A 22,998-nucleotide genomic window follows, 5' to 3' on the forward strand; every position below is an offset into this window, starting at 1 on the left:
GTAGGACATGAAACCGTATTTGGTATTCCGTTTATATGGGCCCATGGCGAGTTGGGGCCTTCCCGCGGTGGGAGGAGACAGGCAAACCGCCGTCCAGCCATCGCGTTCCGCACTACTCGGTTTGTTAGGCGCAGCGATAGGGATCAAACGTGACAATGAAAAGGGGTTAGCCGCCTTACAACAAAGCGTGAAATTTGCAGTAAAGCAGATGACCCCGAGTTCCTTGATCCGCGATTATCACACAACCCAAGTGCCTTCTAGCAGTAACAAAGTTGTTCACCACAGCCGTAAAAGTGAGCTTTCAGAGCCTAACAAGCTCAACACGATTTTATCGAGCCGGGATTACCGCTGCGACGGGCTTTGGATCATTGCCGTATCGTTAACGGACAACGCCAGCTTAACGCTTGAGACGTTGCATTCTGCATTGCTAGCGCCGGTGTACCCGTTAAGCCTCGGCCGTAAATCGTGTCCGTTGGCTGCACCGTTAATGCCAAAACTGTTGTCGCCATGCGATCTTAAATCGGCATTAGATACCGCTTTCCCCGCATTAATGGGTGATGAAAGAACGGGCAGCGAAAAAAATGACGGGTTCTGGTTGGGCAGTGATGGTTGGGTAACGTACTACTGGCAGGGTGATAAAAATGAACTGGGTGTACAAAACGTATTAACTACTCACCCGTGGGATGAGCCTGAAAACCGTGCGCGATGGCAGTTTAAACAAAGGCCGATGCACCAAGTAACAATGTGCGTCCGTTCGACTCAGGGAGGTGAATAATGTACCTGTCTAAAATCACGATTGCGCCCAGTGCAAATATGGCAGAGATCTTGTTGAAACTGGATCGTAACGGGGCGTATTCATCGCACCAAATGTTGTGGCAACTGTTTACCGAAGAAAGCGAGCGAACATTCATTTTCCGCCAAGAAACGTCCCCGAATGGGCTGCCTGTTTTTTTTGTGTTATCCGCCAATGAACCAGATAAACAGAGCGAGATGTTTCAGATACAAACCAAAGTATTTGAACCCGCATTGCAAGAAGGCCAGCGGTTAGCGTTCAAGCTCAGGGTAAACCCGACGATTTGCGTCACTGATGAAAACAGCAAAAGCAAAAGGCATGATGTATTAATGCACGCCAAACGCCAATTGAAAGGCGATAGTCTTTCTGACGTTGATATTAAACGCTGCATGGATCAAGCCGCCCACCAATGGATTTGTGATGAAAAGCGTCTGGCGTCTTGGGGGGTGAAACTTGACAGTCTACCGGATATCGAAGCGTATACCCAGCATCGCAGTAAGAAAAAATCGGGCCATCAGGTACAGTTTTCGAGCGTGGATTTTCAGGGAGTACTCACTATTGCCGATCCGGCTAAATTCTTGGCGCAATATGTCACCGGCTTCGGTCGAGCAAAAGCGTTAGGTTGCGGGTTAATGTTGATAAGGCCAGTGTAATGGCCTTTATTCCGCTTAAACCCATCCCGATCAAACACAGAAATTCGATGATTTTTGTCGCCATGGGACGGATAGACGTTCGTGATGGCGCATTCGTGGTGATAGATGAAGTTAACGGCGAACGTATGCATATCCCGGTAGGGTCCGTTGCGTGCATTTTACTTGAACCCGGCACAAGGATTAGCCATGCAGCCGTCAAACTGGCATCCACAACAGGAACGTTACTTATCTGGGTGGGGGAGGCTGGAGTACGCTTATATTCAGTGGGTCAACCCGGCGGGGCACGTTCAGACCGGTTACTTTATCAAGCCAAATTAGCCTTAGATGAAGAACTCCGCTTGAAAGTGGTTAGAAAAATGTTCGAACTGCGTTTTGGCGAAGCAGCCCCACAACGGCGTAGTGTTGATCAGCTTCGAGGGATCGAAGGAGCCAGAGTAAGAAAAACCTACCAAATGCTGGCGAAACAATATGATGTCGAATGGCATGGTAGACGTTATGACCCGAAAGATTGGGATAAAGGGGATGTCGTTAACCAGTGCATAAGTGCCGCAACAGCTTGTTTATATGGAGTAACCGAAGCCGCTATTTTGGCGGCAGGTTATGCGCCAGCCATAGGTTTTTTGCATACAGGCAAACCATTATCATTTGTTTACGACATCGCAGACATCATTAAATTTGACACTGTCATCCCGGTTGCTTTCAAAGTCGCGTCTTATCGTCCAACGTCCCCAGACAGAAAAGTCAGGCAAGCGTGCAGGGAAGAGTTTCGAAAAAGCCAAACACTCAAGAAGTTGATTCCGCTAATTGAGGAAGTGCTTTCAGCGGGCGATATTTCACCGCCAGAGCCACCTGCGGATTCTCAGCCTCCTGCCATCCCTGAGCCAACATCATTTGGTGATTCAGGGCATAGGAGTAAATAGCCATGAGTATGCTGGTTGTTGTCACCGAAGCTGTACCTCCTCGCCTTCGCGGACGGTTAGCCATTTGGTTATTGGAAGTACGGGCAGGTGTTTATGTTGGCGAAGTATCAAGAAAAATCCGAGAAATGATTTGGACTCAAATAGATGCGTTAGCAGAAGATGGCAACGTCGTCATGGCATGGGCAACAAACACCGAATCAGGTTTTGATTTTCAAACCTACGGAGAAAACAGGCGAGAACCGGTTGATTTCGATGGATTAAGGCTAGTGAAATTCAAGTCGGAATCTACAGGGGATTAGGTGTTTACGGCTCTTTAAAAAGTTGGTAGATTGCACCGCGCCTATTTAGTTCCTATAAATCAATAGGATCCATTTAGAGTGTTCCCCGTGCCCACGGGGATGAACCGATGAAATGGATTTTTTGACAACAGACGAAGTAGTGTTCCCCGTGCCCACGGGGATGAACCGTGGATTTGATCACCTGCAGTGATGTGTTCTAGCGTGTTCCCCGTGCCCACGGGGATGAACCGTCGCTGGATTCCCTCTGTGTGATCGCCCTGCTGTGTTCCCCGTGCCCACGGGGATGAACCGTGACTGCGCGCATCAACAAGCGCATTGCGGCCGTGTTCCCCGTGCCCACGGGGATGAACCGTTGATGTGTTTCCTTGCTGCGAGAAGCCAGATGTGTTCCCCGTGCCCACGGGGATGAACCGATTTCATGAACCAAGTGGTTGACCGTTTAACCGTGTTCCCCGTGCCCACGGGGATGAACCGTCATCACTCGACATGCGGGTGACATTGTAAATGTGTTCCCCGTGCCCACGGGGATGAACCGCGTGCGGGGCTAAGCGACAAGGCCGCAGCATGGTGTTCCCCGTGCCCACGGGGATGAACCGCGCAGGGTTTTGATGTAAATCGGCACCCAAAAGTGTTCCCCGTGCCCACGGGGATGAACCGCATTTGCGCTCCGGGTGAGGGGTAGCTCTATGGTGTTCCCCGTGCCCACGGGGATGAACCGCGCACCGGATTGGTCCAAACCCATACTTGATTGTGTTCCCCGTGCCCACGGGGATGAACCGTTGTGACACGTCACGGGGTTTATTTCGCGCGCGTGTTCCCCGTGCCCACGGGGATGAACCGGAGACACCAAGAAATGAAAATATTGTTTGTATGTGTTCCCCGTGCCCACGGGGATGAACCGGGCTGTCACGTATCGATCCACCGGATGCGTTGGTGTTCCCCGTGCCCACGGGGATGAACCGAATCACAAATTGCTGGCTGAGAAGTTGAGCAAGTGTTCCCCGTGCCCACGGGGATGAACCGTTTGAACACCATGCTTTCTATATGTTCAACCCGTGTTCCCCGTGCCCACGGGGATGAACCGCACAGGCACAGCTTGCGGGCAATCACGCCAAGGTGTTCCCCGTGCCCACGGGGATGAACCGCAATTGCAAAGGCATTGTGACGCGCCGATTGGGTGTTCCCCGTGCCCACGGGGATGAACCGGTTCATGCCGTTTTTAAAATGCTTAAACGTTAGTGTTCCCCGTGCCCACGGGGATGAACCGCTGGCGATGTGTGTTGATTTCAGATTGTACGTGTGTTCCCCGTGCCCACGGGGATGAACCGACGTTGATCTGATGGCGATGAATGATTACCTGGTGTTCCCCGTGCCCACGGGGATGAACCGGAGAATGGGTCACGGCTAACGTGCATTACTGCGTGTTCCCCGTGCCCACGGGGATGAACCGCGAGAGTGGAAAGAGCCATCAACTGAAAAAACGTGTTCCCCGTGCCCACGGGGATGAACCGCTAAACCTCATTGTCGATCTGACTATCCCAGAGTGTTCCCCGTGCCCACGGGGATGAACCGTGAGTACGCCCGAACAGACTCAACTAAATCAAGTGTTCCCCGTGCCCACGGGGATGAACCGCGACCGGAAGAGGTTAACAAAACCCGACTTGCGTGTTCCCCGTGCCCACGGGGATGAACCGTGATTTAACGCCAGTCGGATCGTGTGACATTCGTGTTCCCCGTGCCCACGGGGATGAACCGGCTACCTATGACAGTCTCGCGGCAGCAAAAGAGTGTTCCCCGTGCCCACGGGGATGAACCGCGTGTTTTGGTTTTCATTGAAGACAACCGAGCGTGTTCCCCGTGCCCACGGGGATGAACCGCACTACAACTCAATGATGAAGACGCCATCACTGTGTTCCCCGTGCCCACGGGGATGAACCGCGCGTCGAGTGTGCATGTACAGCACGTTCTCAGTGTTCCCCGTGCCCACGGGGATGAACCGTATGATCCGCGCCGCTTTGCGGGAGGTAGTTTGTGTTCCCCGTGCCCACGGGGATGAACCGATGGCATTGCATTCATGCGTAGCTTTGACGAGGTGTTCCCCGTGCCCACGGGGATGAACCGGATTACTTGATTACCTTGCCACACTCGATGACGTGTTCCCCGTGCCCACGGGGATGAACCGAGTGTGCAGACATGGTGCGCTGGGCGCGTCGCGTGTTCCCCGTGCCCACGGGGATGAACCGAGCCGGGCGCGGGTTACTGTCATTTCCCGATCGTGTTCCCCGTGCCCACGGGGATGAACCGCTGGTTTAGATAGTCCGGTGAACTGAGTGTGAGTGTTCCCCGTGCCCACGGGGATGAACCGAATACGACGGAGAACGTCGGCGGTGACTTGCTGTGTTCCCCGTGCCCACGGGGATGAACCGCGTTCACGGTCAACCAACAGCGGCACGTCGTGGTGTTCCCCGTGCCCACGGGGATGAACCGCCCAACGCAGCGAGAGCGATAACGCCAGCAACGTGTTCCCCGTGCCCACGGGGATGAACCGCATTTGCATCGAACAAACCGACCCGACATCATGTGTTCCCCGTGCCCACGGGGATGAACCGTGAATGAACTGAAAAACACGCTGGGCAAATTGGTGTTCCCCGTGCCCACGGGGATGAACCGCCGCCGCAAGGTGAGTGGTCAGGCGAATGGAGGTGTTCCCCGTGCCCACGGGGATGAACCGGTTGTTGTCGGTGTATCGGGAGGTGGCACTTAGTGTTCCCCGTGCCCACGGGGATGAACCGCAGTACGTGTTTACGTCTCAAACAGACCTAGCGTGTTCCCCGTGCCCACGGGGATGAACCGCCCCCGGCGCTGTAGTTGTCATTTATCGCCGCGTGTTCCCCGTGCCCACGGGGATGAACCGGTTGGTGTTTCAGTGGGCAGCTTTATTCTAAGGTGTTCCCCGTGCCCACGGGGATGAACCGAATGCGCAGCGCACAATCGTATTCAACTTTGAGTGTTCCCCGTGCCCACGGGGATGAACCGATACGACCGCTTACTGGAATAAATCCAACGGAGTGTTCCCCGTGCCCACGGGGATGAACCGCCAGAAATAACGACTACGTGGTGCGGCTGATCGTGTTCCCCGTGCCCACGGGGATGAACCGGGTGCATACCGGAAGATAATCACTGATGTGGTGTGTTCCCCGTGCCCACGGGGATGAACCGTGAGAGATGAGATGACCACATACAACACATACGTGTTCCCCGTGCCCACGGGGATGAACCGGGTGCAACTGAGTTTACCTGTCATGTTACTGAGTGTTCCCCGTGCCCACGGGGATGAACCGTTAGCTTAATATTGTTCGTTATTTGTATCATGGTGTTCCCCGTGCCCACGGGGATGAACCGGCTAACTGGTTTCCTCATTACGACGTTCCAAAGTGTTCCCCGTGCCCACGGGGATGAACCGAATCTGGCGTATGTCTTTCGTGCAGAGTGAGTGTGTTCCCCGTGCCCACGGGGATGAACCGGCAATATTGTGTTTCAACGTGCGGCAGTGAAAGTGTTCCCCGTGCCCACGGGGATGAACCGTGGAACTGACAGGCGTAATGGCCTACTTGAAAGTGTTCCCCGTGCCCACGGGGATGAACCGTTAATGTTTTTCTGCTCTTCCTTATAGCTCGTGTGTTCCCCGTGCCCACGGGGATGAACCGTAATTCGTTTTGTTGGATAATAAAAAGTAACCGTGTTCCCCGTGCCCACGGGGATGAACCGGACAGGCCGCAAAAACGACGTGACCCAACAATGTGTTCCCCGTGCCCACGGGGATGAACCGCCAGTCCGTCATACCCGGTCATGCCGCTATAAGTGTTCCCCGTGCCCACGGGGATGAACCGGCCGCCCGCTTTGAGCGTGGCGATCACGTTGTGTGTTCCCCGTGCCCACGGGGATGAACCGTGATCACCGATCAGGGGGATGAGGTTTTCTATGTGTTCCCCGTGCCCACGGGGATGAACCGGCCAACCCCAACATGGGGGTGTCGGTCGGTGAGTGTTCCCCGTGCCCACGGGGATGAACCGCGCTTAGCGAATTCGCAGCTTAGGCCAATGAAGTGTTCCCCGTGCCCACGGGGATGAACCGGGTCAATACATAAACACTAGCAAAGGAATAAAGTGTTCCCCGTGCCCACGGGGATGAACCGCGCAGGTGAATACATAAACAAGTTCGCTGATGGTGTTCCCCGTGCCCACGGGGATGAACCGTCAAACTGCCAGCGGCTAAGAGTGACACAATGGTGTTCCCCGTGCCCACGGGGATGAACCGTTTGATGGCGGTGGATTATTGTCTGGTCCTGTGTGTTCCCCGTGCCCACGGGGATGAACCGCGCATTCAGAATACCTTCATTTTTGCCAACAAGTGTTCCCCGTGCCCACGGGGATGAACCGGAAAACGCCACCCCGTCAGAGGTGACCGTGGGGTGTTCCCCGAGTCCACGGGGATGAACCGCGAGATGAGTGAGTGCTTATGCTCGCAGCATAGTGTTCCCCGTGTCCACGGGGAACATCGATCAAGGTTTGACAGGGATTTATTCGTCTACTACCGTTAAATATGTAACGGTCAAATGTACCAGCGGCAATTCTTGGTGCGAAGATACCCAGCTGAATTCAAAGATTTTAATGTAGAAGATAATGGTTGTGACAGGGTTCAAATCCCTATTTCTCCGCCAAATTCTAGAAGTTGGGTTGTAAAACCGGATTTCATACAGAATTGGAGCGGTAGTTCAGTTGGTTAGAATACCGGCCTGTCACGCCGGGGGTCGCGGGTTCGAGTCCCGTCCGCTCCGCCAACACAACGAAGCCTCGCTAGAAATAGCGGGGCTTTTTTGTATCTGAAATTTAAGTTGTAGTGGTTTAATGATCCCGGACACCATTTAAGGTGGTAAAGTCACCACTAAAGAAAGAGGTGCTCCATGACAAGACAGCGTCGTTCATTTTCCGCTGAATTCAAACTGGAAGCCGCCTGTTTGGTGCTTGACCAACGGTATTCAATTGCTGAAGCAAGCCTCGATTGAACGGACTGGTATTCCCAATCAGCTTGATCGTCAGTTCACTGTCGACGCCCCAGATCAAGTCTGGTGCGGTGATATTACCTATATATGGGCGGGTCAACGTTGGTGTTACCTTGCTGTTGTCATTGACTTGTACCACAGACGGGTTGTCGGTTGGGCCATGTCTGACAGTCCTGATGCAACATTGGTGACAAAGCGTTGTCGATGACGTATGAGCAACGAGGGAAACCAAGTGACGTGATGTTCCATTCGGATCAGGGGTCTCAATACGGCAGTCGGCAGTTTCGACAACACCTGTGGCGGTATCGGATGACACAAAGCATGAGTCGCCGTGGCAACTGCTGGGACAACGCTCCGATGGAAAGGCTATTTAGAAGTTTAAAATCTGAATGGATACCAGCGACAGGCTACCTATCTTTCGCTGAGGCATCCAAAGATATCAGCCATTACCTGATGAGTTATTACAACGGGAAGAGACCGTATAGTTATAACGGTGGGCTTCCACCTGCGAAAGATGAAAATTGACCTAATTTACTGTCCGGAATGAGTTGACCACCATAAGATAATTCTTACCACAGTTGTATTCTTATTTAATAACACGCCAATCATTGCACCATTCGGATATTAATTTCAATAATTGGATAGATAATAATAAAAATAAAAGTTATTTATAAATTGATGACCGTTGTGTCATTGTAAGTTGCTCTTATGTTAAACCCGCTAATGGTTTTATTGACTGTTAGTTTAAATTGAACAGGTTAATATTAATGACAGGTGATTGACTGTTAATTAAACGGAAGGGAATTATGTTAAAAAGGAGAAATTCATGACGAAAGCAGCGATGTCAGCATTTGCATCAACCCTGAAAAGCGGTGGAATAAAAATTGTTGATCTTACCCAGACATTAAATGAGGAGTTCCCCTCCTTGCAACTTCCAGAGGAGTTTGGTCAGGTTTGGGGGTTTAAAAAAGAAACGATTTCTCAATATGACGAACAGGGGCCTGGCTGGTACTGGAATAACTTTAGCTGTGGTGAACATACGGGTACACATTTCGATGCTCCTGCTCACTGGATCAGCGGTAAAGATCATTCTAACAATACGGTGGATAGTATTCCTGTTGAAACGTTTGTTGCTCCTGCGGTTGTTGTCGATGCCAGTAAAGAAGTTTCAAACGACCCTGATTGGCTGTTAACCGTTGATTTTCTAGAATCATGGGAAAGTGAACACGGAATGATCCCTGAAGGCGCATGGGTGCTCTTTCGCACTGACTGGTCAAAACGTATTTCAGATCCAGCAGCCTTCGTGAACATGAAAGAGGATGGAACACATACGCCGGACCCAATCAAGATGCAGTCGAATGGATGATCAACGAGAGGAATGTGTTGGGTTTTGGCGTTGAGACGATTAACACTGACGCCGGTCAATCGTTTGGTTGGTCAATGCCTTTGCCTTGCCATACTCTGATGCATGGAGCTAATAAATACGGCCTGCAATGCCTAAAAAATCTCGATTATTTACCGCCGACAGGCGCTATGATAATTGCTGCACCACTGAAAATTGAAGGTGGTTCAGGTAGCCCTCTTCGCGTTTTGGCACTGGTCGAATAGCAAGAAATCTCGCCTAGTAAACGACAGTTAAATATTGTTCTTATGATAACCATATTTAAAAGCACTGCCAGAAGCTAATATTTGGTGGTGTTTGTTACTGTTTATTTTTTTGGTGGTGAAAGGCAAGTGATTTTTATTATTATATTTTGATGGATGTTTATCTGTTTTCTAGCTTGATGTTTTTTCTTTATCCGCTCCCTGCAGTGCTTATCCAAAGTCAGCATTTTACCTGTTCCCACCTTCTTATTTCCATTGAATAAGCAGTTCTTCTGCTCTGTAATGGATATTAATCGATCAACAAGGAAAGTCGAGGATAAATATGGCAGAACGTTCTTTTGTCAATGAGATGGGTAAACTCCGCTTAAAAAAAGGAGACACCTTTAATGGTGAGGGGATTCTTGCCGTCACCAAAGCACTGCTGGAGTCTGGTGTGGGTTATGTTGCGGGCTATCAAGGTGCCCCCATCTCGCATTTATTAGATGTATTGGCTGATGCGCAGGACATTTTGACCGAATACGGGGTGCGTTTTGAAAATAGCGCGAGCGAAGCGACTGCAGCCGCAACCTTGTCTGCCTCAGTAAATTATCCGCTCAGAGGTGCCATTACCTTTAAATCTACAGTGGGCACTAATGTTGCCAGTGATGCACTTGCGAACCTGTCATCTGGTGGTGTCACAGGTGGTGCGATGGTCATTGTTGGCGAGGATTATGGCGAAGGCTCATCGATCATGCAGGAGAGAAGTCATGCGTTTGCGATGAAGTCACAGATTTGGCTGCTGGATCCCCGGCCAAACATCCCGTCGATTGTTGATGCGGTAAAAGTGGGTTTTGAGCTATCTGAAGCGAGTAACACGCCAGTTATGCTGCAAATTGGCATTCGTTCCTGCCACCTTCACGGCCAGTTTGAAACGTCAGACAATGTCAGGGCTAAGTTCACCACCAAAGACGCGATAGAAAATCCGTATAGAGATTTAGACCGAATTGTGCTGCCGCCTGCCAGTTTTCTCCATGAAAAAGAAAAAGTCGCTAAGCGCTGGCCTGCTGCCGTTAAGTTCATCAAAGAGAACAAGATTAACGAATTTTTTTCTGCCGATGAAAAAAATGTGGGCCTGATCTTACAGGGTGGCTGCTACAACAATGTGGTCAGAGCGCTGGAAAAACTCGGTGTTAGCGATATTTTTGGCAAGTCAGACATTCCCCTTTATGTTCTCAATGTGACTTATCCGCTCATTGATGACGAGTTGGATCAATTCTGTCAGGACAAAGATGCGGTGCTGGTGATTGAACAAGGTCAGCCAAATTTTATAGAGCAAAACGTGGCCAGTATTTTTAACCAGCAGAGGATCGCCACAAAACTCCACGGCAAAGATCATCTTCCACTGGCTGGTGAGTATGACGCCAATACCCTGATTAAAGGGGTTTCCGCATTCCTCAAGCAATACAAGATTAAACATCAGGTAGCTAAATCTCCCGTCGCTCAGACTATTCCTGTGGTAGAGCTCTATTCGCCGAGCGAGCCAATTGAAGACAATAAACACTATCGAGAGATCGAGGAAATTGCACCGCTAGATACCCTGATCAATCCTCGTCCACCAGGCTTTTGTACGGGGTGTCCAGAGAGGCCAATATTCACAGCTCTCAAGCTGTTAGAAAAAGAAACTGGCGAACAACACCATGTCAGCGCAGATATCGGTTGTCACCTGTTCTCAATATTACCGCCGTTCAATATTGGTAATACCACCATGGGTTATGGGTTGGGTGGCGCTGGCGTTTCGGCGTTTCATACCGAATATTCCAAACGCGCAATTGCCATTATGGGGGACGGTGGTTTCTGGCATAACGGCCTGACAAGCGGTATCGCCAATGCTGTCTTTAATAAAAGCGACCATGTGACGGTTATTGTTGACAATCGTTATACCGCTGCCACGGGGGGGCAGGACATCTTGTCGTCAACGGCAACCAACGACTCAAGAAGTACGGGCCATGATATTGAAAATGCCGTTAAAGGCGTGGGAGTGAAGTGGGTTAAAACCGTTGACCACACTTACGATCTCAAGCGGATGGTTGGCACCCTTCGCGAAGCGCTCACGACCAAACAGACAGGCCCCAAAGTGGTGATTGCGCAGAGTGAGTGCATGCTCAACAAGCAACGCAGAATGAAGCGAAGCGCAAAAAAAGCGTTGGACAGCGGGCAACGGAATGTGAGGGAGCGTTTCGGTATCGATCACGATACCTGTACCGGGGATCATTCCTGTATCCGTCTTTCTGGATGCCCGTCATTAACCATAAAACCTAATCCTGATCCCTTGAGACAAGACCCAGTCGCCAGTGTGCTGAACAGCTGTGTAGGGTGCGGACTGTGTGGTGAAGTGTCCCATGCGGCTGTGCTTTGCCCCTCTTTTTATAAAGCGAGAATCGTCACCCATCCAACTCGATTTGAGTCCTTCATGTATCGGCTGCAGAACAGAATCATCTGTTGGCTACAAGACCTCTATCACCGTAAGACACAACAGCAGATGACATAAAGGCGTGTTATGAATCCGAATAAACCAATAAAAATAGCCATTATGGCTATGGGCGGTGAAGGGGGCGGTGTATTGGCTGACTGGATTGTGCAGTTGGCTGAGTCAAACCACTACATCGCGCAAAGCACATCCGTGCCGGGTGTTGCTCAACGCACAGGTGCCACCATTTATTATGTTGAGCTTTTTTCGGCGCGGGTTGCTGCAGAGAACCATGGCGATCCGGTGCTTGCTCTTATGCCTATACCAGAAGATGTGGACATTGTTCTCACCTCAGAATTGATGGAAGCGGGACGTGCCGTTCAGAGAGGTTTTGTCACGCCAGAGCAGACACTGTTAATCACTTCGACGCACCGGGTTTACACCTATCAGGAACGATCATCTATGGGAGATGGCCGGGTCGACACTACGTCGCTTATCGCCCATGCGGCCAAGTCCTCCAAGCGCCTGATTCATTTTGATATGGCTCAGGTCGCTGCTCGAAATAAAAGCGTGATCAGTTCTGCCTTGTTCGGAGCGCTCAGTGAATCTGGCGTGCTTCCGTTCTCAAGGGATCAGTTTGAGCAAACCATTGTAAGCGGTGGCATTGGTGTCAAAGAAAGTTTGGCAGCGTTTGATGCGGCCTGCCTGCAAGTATCGCAAGCGCCGGATCAGGATGACAAGGCTTCGGATACGTCCCAGACAACAGCGATCCATAAGTTGGCGACGGCTTTTCCTACGTTGTGCCAGGCCACCATTTCCCTCGGTATTAACCGATTGATGGACTATCAAGATAGTCGCTATGCCGAACAATATGTCGACATGCTGAAGGGCCTTGAACTCAATGGTTCTCCGCAACTGCTCGATACCGTTGCCCGTCACCTTGCACTCTGGCTCAGCTTTGAGGATGTCATGCGGGTCGCGGACCTAAAAGTCAGGTCATCTAGGTTTACGCGTGTACAGGAGGAAGTGGGCGCAAGAGAAAACCAACTGCTTCACATTGAGGAGTATTTGCATCCCGGCCTGGATGAAATTTGTGACTCTCTGCCTGCAGGCCTTGGCCGCTTTGTAAAGCGCTCAACCACACTGTCACGGTTTATCCGGAAGCGAACGCAAGATGGAAAGAAGATCTGCACCAGTTCCTTGTCTGGCTTTTTACTGCTTTATTTGCTCGCGAGTTGGCGGTCATACCGACGGGTAACGTTGAGGTACAAAAATGAACATCGTGAAATCGCAAGTTGGATGGCAAGGATAAAACAAACAGCCAGAACCAATTCAGCGATTTCAAAAGAAATTGCTCTTTGCCAGCGTCTTGTTAAGGGCTATGGCGAAACGCATAAGCGAGGGATGCGTAATTTTAGCCAATTGATGTCCATTGCAGATCGTCATTCAGCGGTCATTACACCCAACATTTTAAAAGAGTTTCGTGAGGCGGCGCTGGCAGATGAAAACGGTAACCGCCTCCGTGAGCTTCAAAAGCAATATTCACTGACTGAAGAGGGATCATCATGACGACTATCTTTTCAATGGCTTACAGAGTGCGATTTTCGGACTGTGATCCAGCCGGTATTGTTTTTTACCCCCAGTACTTTGTCATGTTCAATGACTTATTGGAGGCTTGGGTTGATGAGATCCTCGACGGCGGTTTCTCTGGTTACGTTGGTAAATCAAGGTTTGGCATGCCCATTGTGAAGTTGGAGGCCGATTTTGTGGCCGTCAGCAAGATGGGAGATGACGTTCAGCTTGAGTTGGACGTGCAGCGTCTGGGTACCAAATCTATCAGCCTTGAGTATCGATGTGTCGGTCAGGACGATGACCTGAGAATGCGCGTTCAGCAAACATTAGTCACTACGTCTCTCGATTCCCATCAATCCATTGAAATACCCGCAGCGTTGCGGTCTGCCATTGAGCATTTCTTAGCCCCCATTAGCGGGGAACAATCAGGCTATTTGGGGAGTGAAGCATGAAAATTGTATGTATTGGAGGAGGACCGGCGGGGCTCTATTTCGGGTTATTAATGAAACTCGAAAACCCAGAAAATCGAATCATCGTTGTTGAGCGTAACCGACCATATGACACCTTTGGTTGGGGCGTGGTGTTTTCGGATGCGACAAGAGAAAACCTACAAAAAGCAGATCCTGTTTCTTCCGCGGTCATTGAGTCTGAGTTAAGTAAGTGGGACGACATTGACGTTCACTTTAAAGGCCAGTGTGTTCGCAGTTCTGGTCATGGTTTCATTGGTATTGGCCGTAAAAGATTACTGAATATTCTGCAGGCGCGTTGTCAGGAGTTGGACGTAGAGCTGGTGTTTGAAACCAATGTTGATAATGAACGGGATCTCATCAGAGAGTATGACGCGGATTTGATCATCGCCTCCGATGGTCTCAACAGTGCAATCAGAACCAAATACAAGACAGAGTTTAAACCGGACGTTGACGTCAGAAAATGTCGGTTTGTTTGGCTTGGCACAGAAAAGATCTTTGATGCCTTTACTTTCCTTTTTGTCCCGACAGAACACGGTTGGTTTCAGGTTCATGCGTATCAATTTGAAGATGGTCGCTCTACTTTCATTGTCGAAACCACAGATGAAACTTGGCAAAAGTCGGGTATTGACAAAATGAGTCAGGAAGAAGGGATTGCCTATTGTGAGCAGTTGTTCGCCCCTTGGTTGGATGGCAACAAACTGATTTCTAACGCCACCCATCTCCGTGGTAGTGCCATCTGGATCCAATTCCCGCGAGTGATCTGTGAGAACTGGGTGCATTGGGTCACTGGCGATGAAGCGACGGACAAACAGGTCCCGATTGTGTTGATGGGGGATGCTGCGCATACCGCGCACTTCTCAATCGGTTCTGGCACTAAGTTGGCGTTGGAAGATGCGATTGAGTTGGTTCAGTGCCTTAGACAGTCCAACTCTGACCTACGGGAAGGCCTCAAACACTACGAAAAAATGCGCAGTATAGAAGTCCTAAAAATCCAGAATGCTGCGAGAAATTCCACAGAATGGTTTGAGAATATTCAGCGATACTCAGACTTCTCACCGGAGCAATTCACTTATTCTTTGCTGACAAGATCTCAGCGCATTTCTCACGAGAACCTCAGGCTCCGAGATGCAAATTGGATGCAGCAGTATGAGCAATGGTTTAATCAACAAACCCGCGGAACGACAAGTCAGAACTTACCTCTTTTCGCGCCATTAAAGGTGCGAGATGTACAACTGGCAAACCGTGTTGTTGTTTCACCGACGCTATTGTATTGCGCCGAGGATGGCATGCCTAACAGTATGCATATGACGCATGTTGGTGCTCGAGCTATGGGTGGCGCAGGTCTTGTGATGACAGAGATGGTCGCGGTATCCAAGAATGCGAGAGTGACTCCCGGTTGTGCGGGTTTATGGAACGACCAGCAACAACAGGCATGGAAAGACATCGTTAATTTTGTTCATCGTGAATCTGATGCCTGTATCGGCATTCAGTTGGGTCATGCCGGAAGACGTGGTTCTACGCAAGCAACTTGGGAGCATTATGACCAGCCTTTGGAGGATGGAAATTGGATGACTCTTTCCGCCTCCTCGCTACCCTACCATCCCGATATTAGCCCTGTGCCAAGGGAGGTTTCTCGTGAAGACATGGTCATTATTCTTCACGATTTTGCCGATGCGGCGAAGCGATCGGCAGTGGCCGGTTTTGACTGGCTAGAACTACAGGCTGGTCAGGGCTATCTGTTGTCCAGCTTTATCTCGCCACTGACCAACCATCGAACCGATGAATACGGGGGATCGTTATCAAACCGCCTTCGTTTCCCACTCGAAGTGTTCAATGCTATCCGAAATGTCTGGCCACAAGATAAACCTATCTCGGTGAGGATTTCAGCCACTGACTGGCAGGAGGGTGGCACGACAGTGGATGAAGCCGTGGAGCTTTCTTGCCATTTCAAAGAAGCGGGGGCTGACATGATCGTAGTGTCGAGTGGCGAAGTCACACCAGCGCAAAAACCCGTTTATGGAAGGATGTATCAAACACCGATGTCTGATCGGATCCGCAACGAAGCCGGCATTGCTACGATGGCAGTTGGCAATATCACCGAGGGGGATCAAGTGAATGGCATTATTGCTTCTGGTCGCGCGGATCTCTGTGCTTTAGCCCGCCCCTTCATGCTTAATCCGAATTGGTTAATAGAGGAATGCAAGCGAATGCAATGGCCTCTCCCCCTTTCTACGCCCTATCTGGCGGCCCTCCCTAAAGGCAGTTCATTAATTCGTCATACCGAGCAGCCTGTTCAAAAGGATAAGAATGATGCCTGATGAAAACTTCGATGATTATGCTGAGGACGTCATTGGCCGTGCAAATGTCAGTGATACGCCTGAGTTGGTTTCTTATTACAAAGAACTGAAGTCTCTCGACACGGGGGCGCTGTGGACTGTTGCCAACAAAATCGAACCGTGGGAGCCGAAGTCAGAGTCCGTCCCTGTCTTATGGCGCTACAAAGATCTGCGTAGCAAGGTGCTCAAGTCGGTTGAACTTGTGACGCCGGAGCAAGCGGGCAGACGTGTTGTTTATCTGAGCAATCCCGGGCGTCAAGATGTGGCGGCTGCGGTTGGTTGGTTGTATTCAGGATTGCAAGTGATGTTCCCAGGTGAAGCCGCCAGTGCACATGCGCATTCTTCGTCTGCTTTGAGGTTCATTGTGGAGGGGAGAGGGGCTTATACCATCGTTGATGGGCAGAAGATGCTTCTAGGCGAAAATGATTTAGTCCTCACTCCCAATGGGACTTGGCATGAACATGGTATTGAGAAATCCGGTACGCCGTGTATCTGGCAAGATGGTCTGGATATCCCTTTGGTCAATGCCTTTGAGGCTGGGTTTTATAAAGTGCACCCTGACTTAAATCAGGCGATTACCCAGCCGGTAGATACCTGTATTGGTCTCTGGTCCGGACAGGCTCTCAGGCCACAGAACCTTACTTGGAATAAACCCTACTCCCCGTTGTTTAAATACCAATGGGAGCAGACCTATAAAGCCCTGTTAAAAATGGCGGCGGTGTCAGATGGGTCCCCTTACGACGATATTCTGATGCATTACACCAACCCTGTAACGGGGGGCCATGTGATGAAAACCATGGGTGCGAGCATGCAAATGCTTCGCCCCGGTTTCAAGGGCAAGGCACACCGTCACACGGGGAGTTACATCTATCACGTGGCCAAAGGAGAGGGCTACTCAGTGATTAATGGCAAGCGGTTCGATTGGCAAAAGAATGACATTTTCTGTGTTCCATCATGGGCTTTTCATGAACATGTGAATAACTCAACGACCGACGACGCGTGCCTTTTCTGCTTTAGCGACCTGCCAACGATCGAGAGCCTTGGGCTTTACCGAGAAGAAGCGTTGGCAGAAAACAATGGGCATCAACCACAGTAACTAAACACATAATAAGGACAAATTATGAGACTCGTAACTTATAGGCCGACTTTTGATTCTGAATCTCGACTGGGAGCCATTGTAGACGGTAGTGTGATTGATCTTTCAAAGCTTGGCGAGAAAGGAAACACAGCGTTGCCGAGATGTATGCTGGCGTTTATCGATATGGGCCCAGATGCGATCCGTGTTGCCACAGAGCTGCTAGCAGAATACCACCTGAGATGGCCGTCGGGTACATGCCTACCGCTTGACAATGTAAAACTGCTGGCGCCTATTCCTCGCCCCAGAAAGAATATTTTTGGCATAGGTCTTAACTACATGGAGCATGTTGAAGAATCCAGTCGTACTTTGGATACGGCGAAAGAGCTGCCGACACAACCCGTTATTTTTTCTAAACCCCCCACGACGGTGATCGGCCCGGGTGATGCCATAGAGCATAACGCAGCGATCACTCAGCAACTGGACTGGGAAGTTGAACTTGCCGTCATTATTGGCACGAGAGCGAAGAAAGTATCCAAAACCTCGGCGCTAGACTATGTCTTTGGCTACAGCCTGATGATTGATATGAGTGCGCGGGACTGTCGTCGGTCAGGGCAGTGGATCTATTCGAAAGGGCAAGACACTTTTGCGCCATTTGGCCCTTGTATTGTTACTGCTGACGAGCTGATCGACCCTCAGAATCTGGATCTCAGTCTTATGGTCAACAAGGAGGTCAAGCAACATTCTAATACACGTCACATGTTGTTTAAGGTGAATGAGCTTATCGAAGATATCAGTAAGGGGATAACTCTGGAACCTGGCGATATTATTGCAACGGGGACACCTGAAGGTGTGGGGGCGGGTAGAAGCCCGCAAGAGTGGTTATGGCCTGGTGATGTTGTGGAAGCGGTGTTGCAAGATATTGGTTCGCTCAGACATCCTGTTGTCTCAGTGAATTAGGGGGATTTATGCCTTCATTGAAATTGAAAGCCTTTAGAGCAGCGGCGATTCAGGCATCACCTGTTTTTCTGAATACTGATGCGACCATCGATAAGGCCTGTGACTTAATAGAAGAAGCGGCAGCAGAGGGGGCTGAGCTTATTGCTTTTCCAGAAGTCTTTATTCCTGGATATCCCTACTGGAACTGGATAATGACGCCGCCAGAGGGGAGCCGCTGGTTTGAAGAGCTTTGTAAGAGCGCCATTGAAATACCGGGGCCAGAAATTGACAAGATAGCAAAAACCGCAGCACGTCATAAAGTAAATGTGGTGATAGGAGTCAATGAGCGCAGCCCAACAGGCGTTGGGACACTTTTCAACACCGTGGTCATTATAAATGATTCTGGGCACATTATTGGCAGACACAGAAAGCTGGTACCGACTTGGGCAGAAAAATTGACCTGGGCACCGGGGGATGGTTCTCAGCTTAAGGTACACGACACATCAGTTGGGCCTCTCGGCACACTGGCGTGTGGTGAAAACACCAACACATTGGCGCGGTTTGCTCTTCTTGCACAGGGTGAACTTATTCATGTCGCCAACTATATTTCCTTGCCTGTTGCCCCAGCAGATTACAACATGGCAGAAGCCATACAATTACGCTCTGCTGCTCATTCCTTTGAGGGCAAAGTGTTCACCGTGGTGTCTTGTTCAACCATTTCACAGGAAATGATTGATGTATTTAAGGAAAGCCACCCTGAATCGGAGGCACTGCTATCCCGAAAAAGCAGTGCGTTCAGTGGGTTTATTGGCCCTGACGGTCGTGTCATTGGTAAACCGCTGATTGATGAAGAAGGCATTGTTTATGCCGATATCGACTTGAATAAGTGCATCCAGCCCAGACAAATGCACGATATTACGGGACATTATAACCGGTTTGATGTGTTTCAACTGCAGCTTAACCAACGCGCAATTCAGCCTCTGGACATTCGTCCCGGCACAGATTTAGAAAACACTCAGCAAGACAGTGAGTCGACAGTATTACTCTCAGCTCAACAGGAGCTTAATCTATGACAGTATCTACATACTTCCGGATTGGTCAGATTGTCCCTTCTTCAAACATCACAATGGAGACTGAGGTTCCCGCTATTTTTCGGGCAAGAGAGAAGGTGCTTCCGGAGCGTTTCACTTTTCACTCTTCCCGTATGCGAATGAAAAAAGTGACTAAAGAAGAGTTGGAAAAAATGGATGATGATAGCTTACGGTGCGCACTTGAACTGTCCGACGCAAAGGTCGACGTCATGGGGTATGCCTGCTTAGTTGCCATTATGAGCATGGGATTAGGCTATCACAGAGAATCAGAGTGTCGTTTGGGTCAAGTGGCCGCCGACAATGGATCAGCCTGCCCTATCGTAACCAGTGCGGGTGCGCTTGTGGACGCTCTGAAAATAATGGGGGCCAAACGAATATCGCTGCTCGCTCCCTACATGAAACCGCTGACACGTCTTGTTGTGGAGTATATAGAAAGTGAGGGTATCGAAGTTGTCGACAGTATCTCGCTGGAAATTGCCGACAATCTGGAAGTCGGTTCGCAAGATCCCCTCGCGCCTATTGGAATTACTAAGCGGCTGAAAACCGACAATGTTGATGTGGTGGTAGCCTCCGCTTGCGTTCAAATGCCATCACTTCCATCTATACAACCGATAGAGGATAGACTGGGCATCCCCGTTATTTCATCCTCCGTGGCAACTGCTTATAGGATGATGAAAGCGATGAATATTAAGGCTGAAGTTCCCGGGTATGGCAGCTTATTGTCTGGAAAGTACTAGAACGTCTTCAAGTACGAGAGAAATCACAGGAAAACGGGTATTGGCTGGCGTTAAGTTCAGCCAATTTCTTTGGTTATTGAAGGTAACGTATGCTCTCATCAGAGTATTAAGACCAAACAAGACGCTCTAAACGCCATCACCAACGCTTCCTCCTCTTTCAAACGACTCTGTTTGTTAGCCAATCGACGGCTATTACAAACGAGAAACGATCGATGACACGTAAAGCACAGTGACAAAGTCATAATCGCACTGCTCGGATAACCCCACCTCTAACTGGATAGATGATTTTTACCACCTTGATTAAGTTGAAGGTGCGCGTTATGTGCATGAACCCACAGAGTCAGGGAGTAAATAATGGATGGACTAGAAGGAAGAGTCGCTATTGTCACCGGTGGCGTGACAATAATAGGTCAGTCAGTTGTTGAGGTATTGTCCGGTCAAGGCGTCAAGGTGATCGTGTTTGATATCGAACCTTGCCCAGAACAGGACGCTCAATCGGATGTGAATTATGTGCAGCTTGATATTACGGACGACAATGCGCTCAGTCAGGCAATTAATGGCGTGGAAGAGGCTGAAGGTCGGATAGACTTTCTCGTTAATTTAGCGGCTACCTACCTTGATGAGGGAATGGCCTCCTCCAGAGATGACTGGCTGTCAGCCTTAAACGTAAACCTCGTGAGCGCCGTGATGGTGTCAAATATGGTGCGCCCATACCTGATCAAATCGGGTGGCGGTGCCATTGTTAATTTCACCAGTATTTCTTCATCTGTTGCCCAGACAGGTCGATGGCTGTATCCCGCATCAAAGGCGGCGTTATTGCAGGTGACCCGCAGTATGGCGATGGATTTTGCCGCAGATAATATTCGTGTCAACTCAGTGTCTCCCGGTTGGACGTGGTCGCGCATAATGGATGAGCTAACGAACGGAAACCGAGAAAAAACCAATAACGTAGCGGCGAATTTTCATCTGCTAAAACGGGTTGCAAACCCAGAAGAGGTGGCGCAGGTAGTCGCATTTTTGCTGTCTGAACTTTCCAGTTTTGTCACGGGATCAGATTACGCCGTAGATGGTGGTTATTCAGCGATGGGACCTGAGCAGGCCGCGCAAGCTATCTCTCTTTTATTGGAATAAGCAATCGCTCAGCGGGTGGAACCTGAAGGAGGAATGATGGAAAAATACGATTTGGAGGCAGACTTCATCGTTGTTGGCAGTGGCATCAATTCATTAGTTTGCGCAGCGCTGCTGGCGGTCAAAGGAAAATCGGTACTGCTGCTTGAACGAAACTCAGTGTTTGGTGGGTGCATCCGTACTGAGGAGCTATTCCCGGGATATCACCACGATATAATGTCGAGTTGGTATCCCTTATTTGTTGGAAGCCCTGGTTATGCTGAGCTGAAGAGTGAGCTTGATAAAGCCGGTCTGGAGTTTGAGCAAAATGCGTACTCAACCGGCATTGTGTTTCCTGACGGTAACGGGCTGGCTATTAAAAACGATGTAGACGATACCATAGCACGCATGGAGGCTATCCACCCAGGAGACGGTAAGGCTTTCGGACAAATGGCGGCTAAATTATTTAGCGAGGATGCGTCATTAACTTTTGGGCTGTTGGGCATGAACCCTTACAGCTGGCCGTTGGTCAAGTTGCTATACAAAGAATGGCGGGCGCGAGGCATGCAAGGCATGATGTCTTTTGCTGCTGACTCTCTGGAATCCTGCCGAAAATGGGCGAACAGAGAGCTTAAAGAAGACAAAAATAAAGCACTTATTGCTCCTTGGGTACTTCACACTGGCCTTGGCCCAGACGAGGCCTGTTCTGCACTGATAGGAAAACTGACTTTTGCTGCTGTTGTTGCAGGAGGTATGCCAGTGGTCAAAGGTGGCAGCGCCCGTATCGTTGAAGCTCTGCTGAAAGTGATTACAGCGCATGGCGGTAAAGCTCTGTGTGATGCTGACGTCACTGGGATCATCACTAACGAGCAGAAATCCAAGCCGCGGGCACTGGGCGTTAAGACCAATAATGCCTGTTATAGGGCGAAGCGAGACGTTATTTGTAACGTGACACCAGAAAAACTGTACCAAGGGTTGCTTGATAAAGACGTTTCAGTGACAGAGGATTTGCTTACCAAAGCCAAAGGTTATCAATTTGGGCGGGGGGGGATGCAGATTCATTTTGCCCTCTCAAGTCCACCGCCATGGAGAACGCCAGAGCTAGTCAATGTTCCACTCGTTCACCTTACCGAAAGTATGGAGCAGGTTTGCCTATCGGTCACTGAGGCTAATAATGGCTTAATACCCGCTCGACCAACCCTTGGCATAGGGCAACCGACTGCTGTTGATCCCAGCAGGGCACCTGATGGTGGATGGATCCTTTGGATACAGATGCAGGAGCTTCCCTCATTCATCAAGGGTGATGCACTGAATGAGATCCCAATACCTGAAAATGGCAAGTGGAATGACGTTGTCAAAGAGGCAGTCGCTGACCGTGTTCAGTCGCGATTAGAAAACGTGATGCCCGGATTGTCTAAAATAATTGTCGGGAGAAAATCCTATTGCCCTGTTGATTTGGAGCGTCTTAATTGTAATTTGGTAGGAGGTGATCCTTATTCTGGCATTTGTAGCCCTGATCAGTTTTTCTGGCTGCGACCGTTTGCACCCAATAAAAAAACGCGGGCCCACAATACACATATCCCTAACTTACATCATATTGGCGCGAGCACACATCCTGGGCCGGGATTGGGTGCGACCTCTGGGTATTTGGTGGCCAAAAAACTGACAAATTAATACGTCACGACCTTTCTTTTCTTTTCTTTTGTTTGGGTGTGTATCATCTCTTCTTCACCCAAACTTTTTTTAATCACTAAAATTTATTTCAAGATTTTATTGGCAGTGATTCGATGGTGAGAATTTTAATTAACAAGTGTTACTCGATAAATGAATACTGCTAATGTATTGCAGCATGAGGGTAACAAACCTGTATATTATCAATTCAGGAACGTGGTA

At 49.8% G+C, this 22,998-nt stretch carries 17 protein-coding genes, 1 tRNA gene, 1 pseudogene and 1 CRISPR repeat array; all 19 genes and pseudogenes read left to right on the plus strand.

The window, feature by feature from the left end; genetic code table 11:
• Positions 1-7: 7 nt before the first annotated feature.
• On the plus strand, positions 8-775 hold the full coding sequence (cas5e, locus tag AC3CIC_RS06075) for a type I-E CRISPR-associated protein Cas5/CasD (RefSeq protein ID WP_488515620.1): 768 nt from the start codon (positions 8-10) through the stop codon (positions 773-775).
• Positions 775-1,446, plus strand: a complete 672-nt coding sequence (cas6e, locus tag AC3CIC_RS06080; protein WP_488515621.1) for a type I-E CRISPR-associated protein Cas6/Cse3/CasE — start codon at positions 775-777, stop codon at positions 1,444-1,446. The genes cas5e and cas6e overlap by 1 nt, the downstream gene beginning before the upstream one ends.
• A complete protein-coding gene (gene cas1e / locus AC3CIC_RS06085; RefSeq protein ID WP_488515622.1) occupies positions 1,446-2,366 on the plus strand; it encodes a type I-E CRISPR-associated endonuclease Cas1e in 921 nt (306 codons plus the stop codon). The genes cas6e and cas1e overlap by 1 nt, the downstream gene beginning before the upstream one ends.
• Before the next feature lie 2 nt (positions 2,367-2,368).
• Complete coding sequence (gene cas2e, locus AC3CIC_RS06090) at positions 2,369-2,665, plus strand: type I-E CRISPR-associated endoribonuclease Cas2e (protein WP_488515623.1); 297 nt, start codon at positions 2,369-2,371, stop codon at positions 2,663-2,665.
• A 78-nt stretch (positions 2,666-2,743) separates the two neighbouring features.
• A CRISPR array of direct repeats spans positions 2,744-7,165; the repeat unit is 29 nt; unit sequence GTGTTCCCCGTGCCCACGGGGATGAACCG.
• Positions 7,166-7,428: 263 nt separating this feature from the next.
• A tRNA-Asp gene (locus AC3CIC_RS06095) sits at positions 7,429-7,505 on the plus strand.
• Between the two features lie 123 nt (positions 7,506-7,628).
• On the plus strand, positions 7,629-7,730 hold the full coding sequence (locus tag AC3CIC_RS06100; protein ID WP_488515624.1) for a transposase: 102 nt from the start codon (positions 7,629-7,631) through the stop codon (positions 7,728-7,730).
• A pseudogene (locus AC3CIC_RS06105) lies at positions 7,714-8,252 on the plus strand (IS3 family transposase); the annotation flags it as partial. The gene AC3CIC_RS06100 and the pseudogene AC3CIC_RS06105, both read left to right, overlap by 17 nt.
• Positions 8,253-8,553: 301 nt before the next feature.
• Positions 8,554-9,093 (plus strand): cyclase family protein, encoded by a 540-nt coding sequence (locus tag AC3CIC_RS06110; RefSeq protein ID WP_488515625.1) that lies wholly within the window; start codon positions 8,554-8,556, stop codon positions 9,091-9,093.
• Complete coding sequence (locus tag AC3CIC_RS06115; protein WP_488515626.1) at positions 9,090-9,335, plus strand: cyclase family protein; 246 nt, start codon at positions 9,090-9,092, stop codon at positions 9,333-9,335. Before AC3CIC_RS06110 ends, AC3CIC_RS06115 begins: the two co-directional genes overlap by 4 nt.
• Before the next feature lie 319 nt (positions 9,336-9,654).
• Entirely contained in the window at positions 9,655-11,859 is a 2,205-nt protein-coding gene (locus AC3CIC_RS06120) for a thiamine pyrophosphate-dependent enzyme (protein WP_488515627.1), read from the plus strand.
• 9 nt (positions 11,860-11,868) lie between these two features.
• Complete coding sequence (locus AC3CIC_RS06125; RefSeq protein WP_488515628.1) at positions 11,869-13,347, plus strand: indolepyruvate oxidoreductase subunit beta family protein; 1,479 nt, start codon at positions 11,869-11,871, stop codon at positions 13,345-13,347.
• Positions 13,344-13,802 carry an acyl-CoA thioesterase gene (locus AC3CIC_RS06130; protein WP_488515629.1) on the plus strand — a complete coding sequence of 153 codons (459 nt, stop codon included), beginning with the start codon at positions 13,344-13,346 and terminating at the stop codon, positions 13,800-13,802. The genes AC3CIC_RS06125 and AC3CIC_RS06130 overlap by 4 nt, the downstream gene beginning before the upstream one ends.
• The gene (locus AC3CIC_RS06135) at positions 13,799-16,138 is read left to right on the plus strand and encodes a bifunctional salicylyl-CoA 5-hydroxylase/oxidoreductase (protein ID WP_488515630.1); all 2,340 of its coding nucleotides are present in this window, start codon (positions 13,799-13,801) and stop codon (positions 16,136-16,138) included. Before AC3CIC_RS06130 ends, AC3CIC_RS06135 begins: the two co-directional genes overlap by 4 nt.
• On the plus strand, positions 16,128-17,252 hold the full coding sequence (locus AC3CIC_RS06140; RefSeq protein WP_488515631.1) for a cupin domain-containing protein: 1,125 nt from the start codon (positions 16,128-16,130) through the stop codon (positions 17,250-17,252). The genes AC3CIC_RS06135 and AC3CIC_RS06140 overlap by 11 nt, the downstream gene beginning before the upstream one ends.
• A gap of 24 nt (positions 17,253-17,276) precedes the next feature.
• Entirely contained in the window at positions 17,277-18,191 is a 915-nt protein-coding gene (locus tag AC3CIC_RS06145) for a fumarylacetoacetate hydrolase family protein (RefSeq protein ID WP_488515632.1), read from the plus strand.
• Positions 18,192-18,199: 8 nt separating this feature from the next.
• Positions 18,200-19,243 (plus strand): carbon-nitrogen hydrolase family protein, encoded by a 1,044-nt coding sequence (locus AC3CIC_RS06150; protein WP_488515633.1) that lies wholly within the window; start codon positions 18,200-18,202, stop codon positions 19,241-19,243.
• A complete protein-coding gene (locus tag AC3CIC_RS06155) occupies positions 19,240-19,998 on the plus strand; it encodes a maleate cis-trans isomerase family protein (protein ID WP_488515634.1) in 759 nt (252 codons plus the stop codon). The genes AC3CIC_RS06150 and AC3CIC_RS06155 overlap by 4 nt, the downstream gene beginning before the upstream one ends.
• A gap of 354 nt (positions 19,999-20,352) precedes the next feature.
• Positions 20,353-21,129 (plus strand): SDR family oxidoreductase, encoded by a 777-nt coding sequence (locus AC3CIC_RS06160; RefSeq protein WP_488515635.1) that lies wholly within the window; start codon positions 20,353-20,355, stop codon positions 21,127-21,129.
• A 36-nt stretch (positions 21,130-21,165) separates the two neighbouring features.
• Complete coding sequence (locus AC3CIC_RS06165) at positions 21,166-22,779, plus strand: phytoene desaturase family protein (RefSeq protein WP_488515636.1); 1,614 nt, start codon at positions 21,166-21,168, stop codon at positions 22,777-22,779.
• The last annotated feature ends 219 nt before the right edge of the window (positions 22,780-22,998 follow it).

Source organism: Enterovibrio sp. QJM3NY_24, assembly GCF_057786035.1.

What these genes read in the sequence shown, in the direction of transcription:
- AC3CIC_RS06115 (WP_488515626.1), top strand. Translation starts at nt 9,090, where the DNA reads ATGATCAACGAGAGGAATGTGTTGGGTTTTGGCGTTGAGACGATTAAC.
- AC3CIC_RS06135 (WP_488515630.1), top strand. Translation starts at nt 13,799, where the DNA reads ATGAAAATTGTATGTATTGGAGGAGGACCGGCGGGGCTCTATTTCGGG.
- AC3CIC_RS06160 (WP_488515635.1), top strand. Translation starts at nt 20,353, where the DNA reads ATGGATGGACTAGAAGGAAGAGTCGCTATTGTCACCGGTGGCGTGACA.
- AC3CIC_RS06165 (WP_488515636.1), top strand. Translation starts at nt 21,166, where the DNA reads ATGGAAAAATACGATTTGGAGGCAGACTTCATCGTTGTTGGCAGTGGC.
- AC3CIC_RS06155 (WP_488515634.1), top strand. Translation starts at nt 19,240, where the DNA reads ATGACAGTATCTACATACTTCCGGATTGGTCAGATTGTCCCTTCTTCA.
- AC3CIC_RS06145 (WP_488515632.1), top strand. Translation starts at nt 17,277, where the DNA reads ATGAGACTCGTAACTTATAGGCCGACTTTTGATTCTGAATCTCGACTG.
- AC3CIC_RS06140 (WP_488515631.1), top strand. Translation starts at nt 16,128, where the DNA reads ATGATGCCTGATGAAAACTTCGATGATTATGCTGAGGACGTCATTGGC.
- cas1e (WP_488515622.1), top strand. Translation starts at nt 1,446, where the DNA reads ATGGCCTTTATTCCGCTTAAACCCATCCCGATCAAACACAGAAATTCG.
- AC3CIC_RS06100 (WP_488515624.1), top strand. Translation starts at nt 7,629, where the DNA reads ATGACAAGACAGCGTCGTTCATTTTCCGCTGAATTCAAACTGGAAGCC.
- AC3CIC_RS06130 (WP_488515629.1), top strand. Translation starts at nt 13,344, where the DNA reads ATGACGACTATCTTTTCAATGGCTTACAGAGTGCGATTTTCGGACTGT.
- cas2e (WP_488515623.1), top strand. Translation starts at nt 2,369, where the DNA reads ATGAGTATGCTGGTTGTTGTCACCGAAGCTGTACCTCCTCGCCTTCGC.
- AC3CIC_RS06120 (WP_488515627.1), top strand. Translation starts at nt 9,655, where the DNA reads ATGGCAGAACGTTCTTTTGTCAATGAGATGGGTAAACTCCGCTTAAAA.
- AC3CIC_RS06125 (WP_488515628.1), top strand. Translation starts at nt 11,869, where the DNA reads ATGAATCCGAATAAACCAATAAAAATAGCCATTATGGCTATGGGCGGT.
- AC3CIC_RS06150 (WP_488515633.1), top strand. Translation starts at nt 18,200, where the DNA reads ATGCCTTCATTGAAATTGAAAGCCTTTAGAGCAGCGGCGATTCAGGCA.
- AC3CIC_RS06110 (WP_488515625.1), top strand. Translation starts at nt 8,554, where the DNA reads ATGACGAAAGCAGCGATGTCAGCATTTGCATCAACCCTGAAAAGCGGT.
- cas5e (WP_488515620.1), top strand. Translation starts at nt 8, where the DNA reads ATGAAACCGTATTTGGTATTCCGTTTATATGGGCCCATGGCGAGTTGG.
- cas6e (WP_488515621.1), top strand. Translation starts at nt 775, where the DNA reads ATGTACCTGTCTAAAATCACGATTGCGCCCAGTGCAAATATGGCAGAG.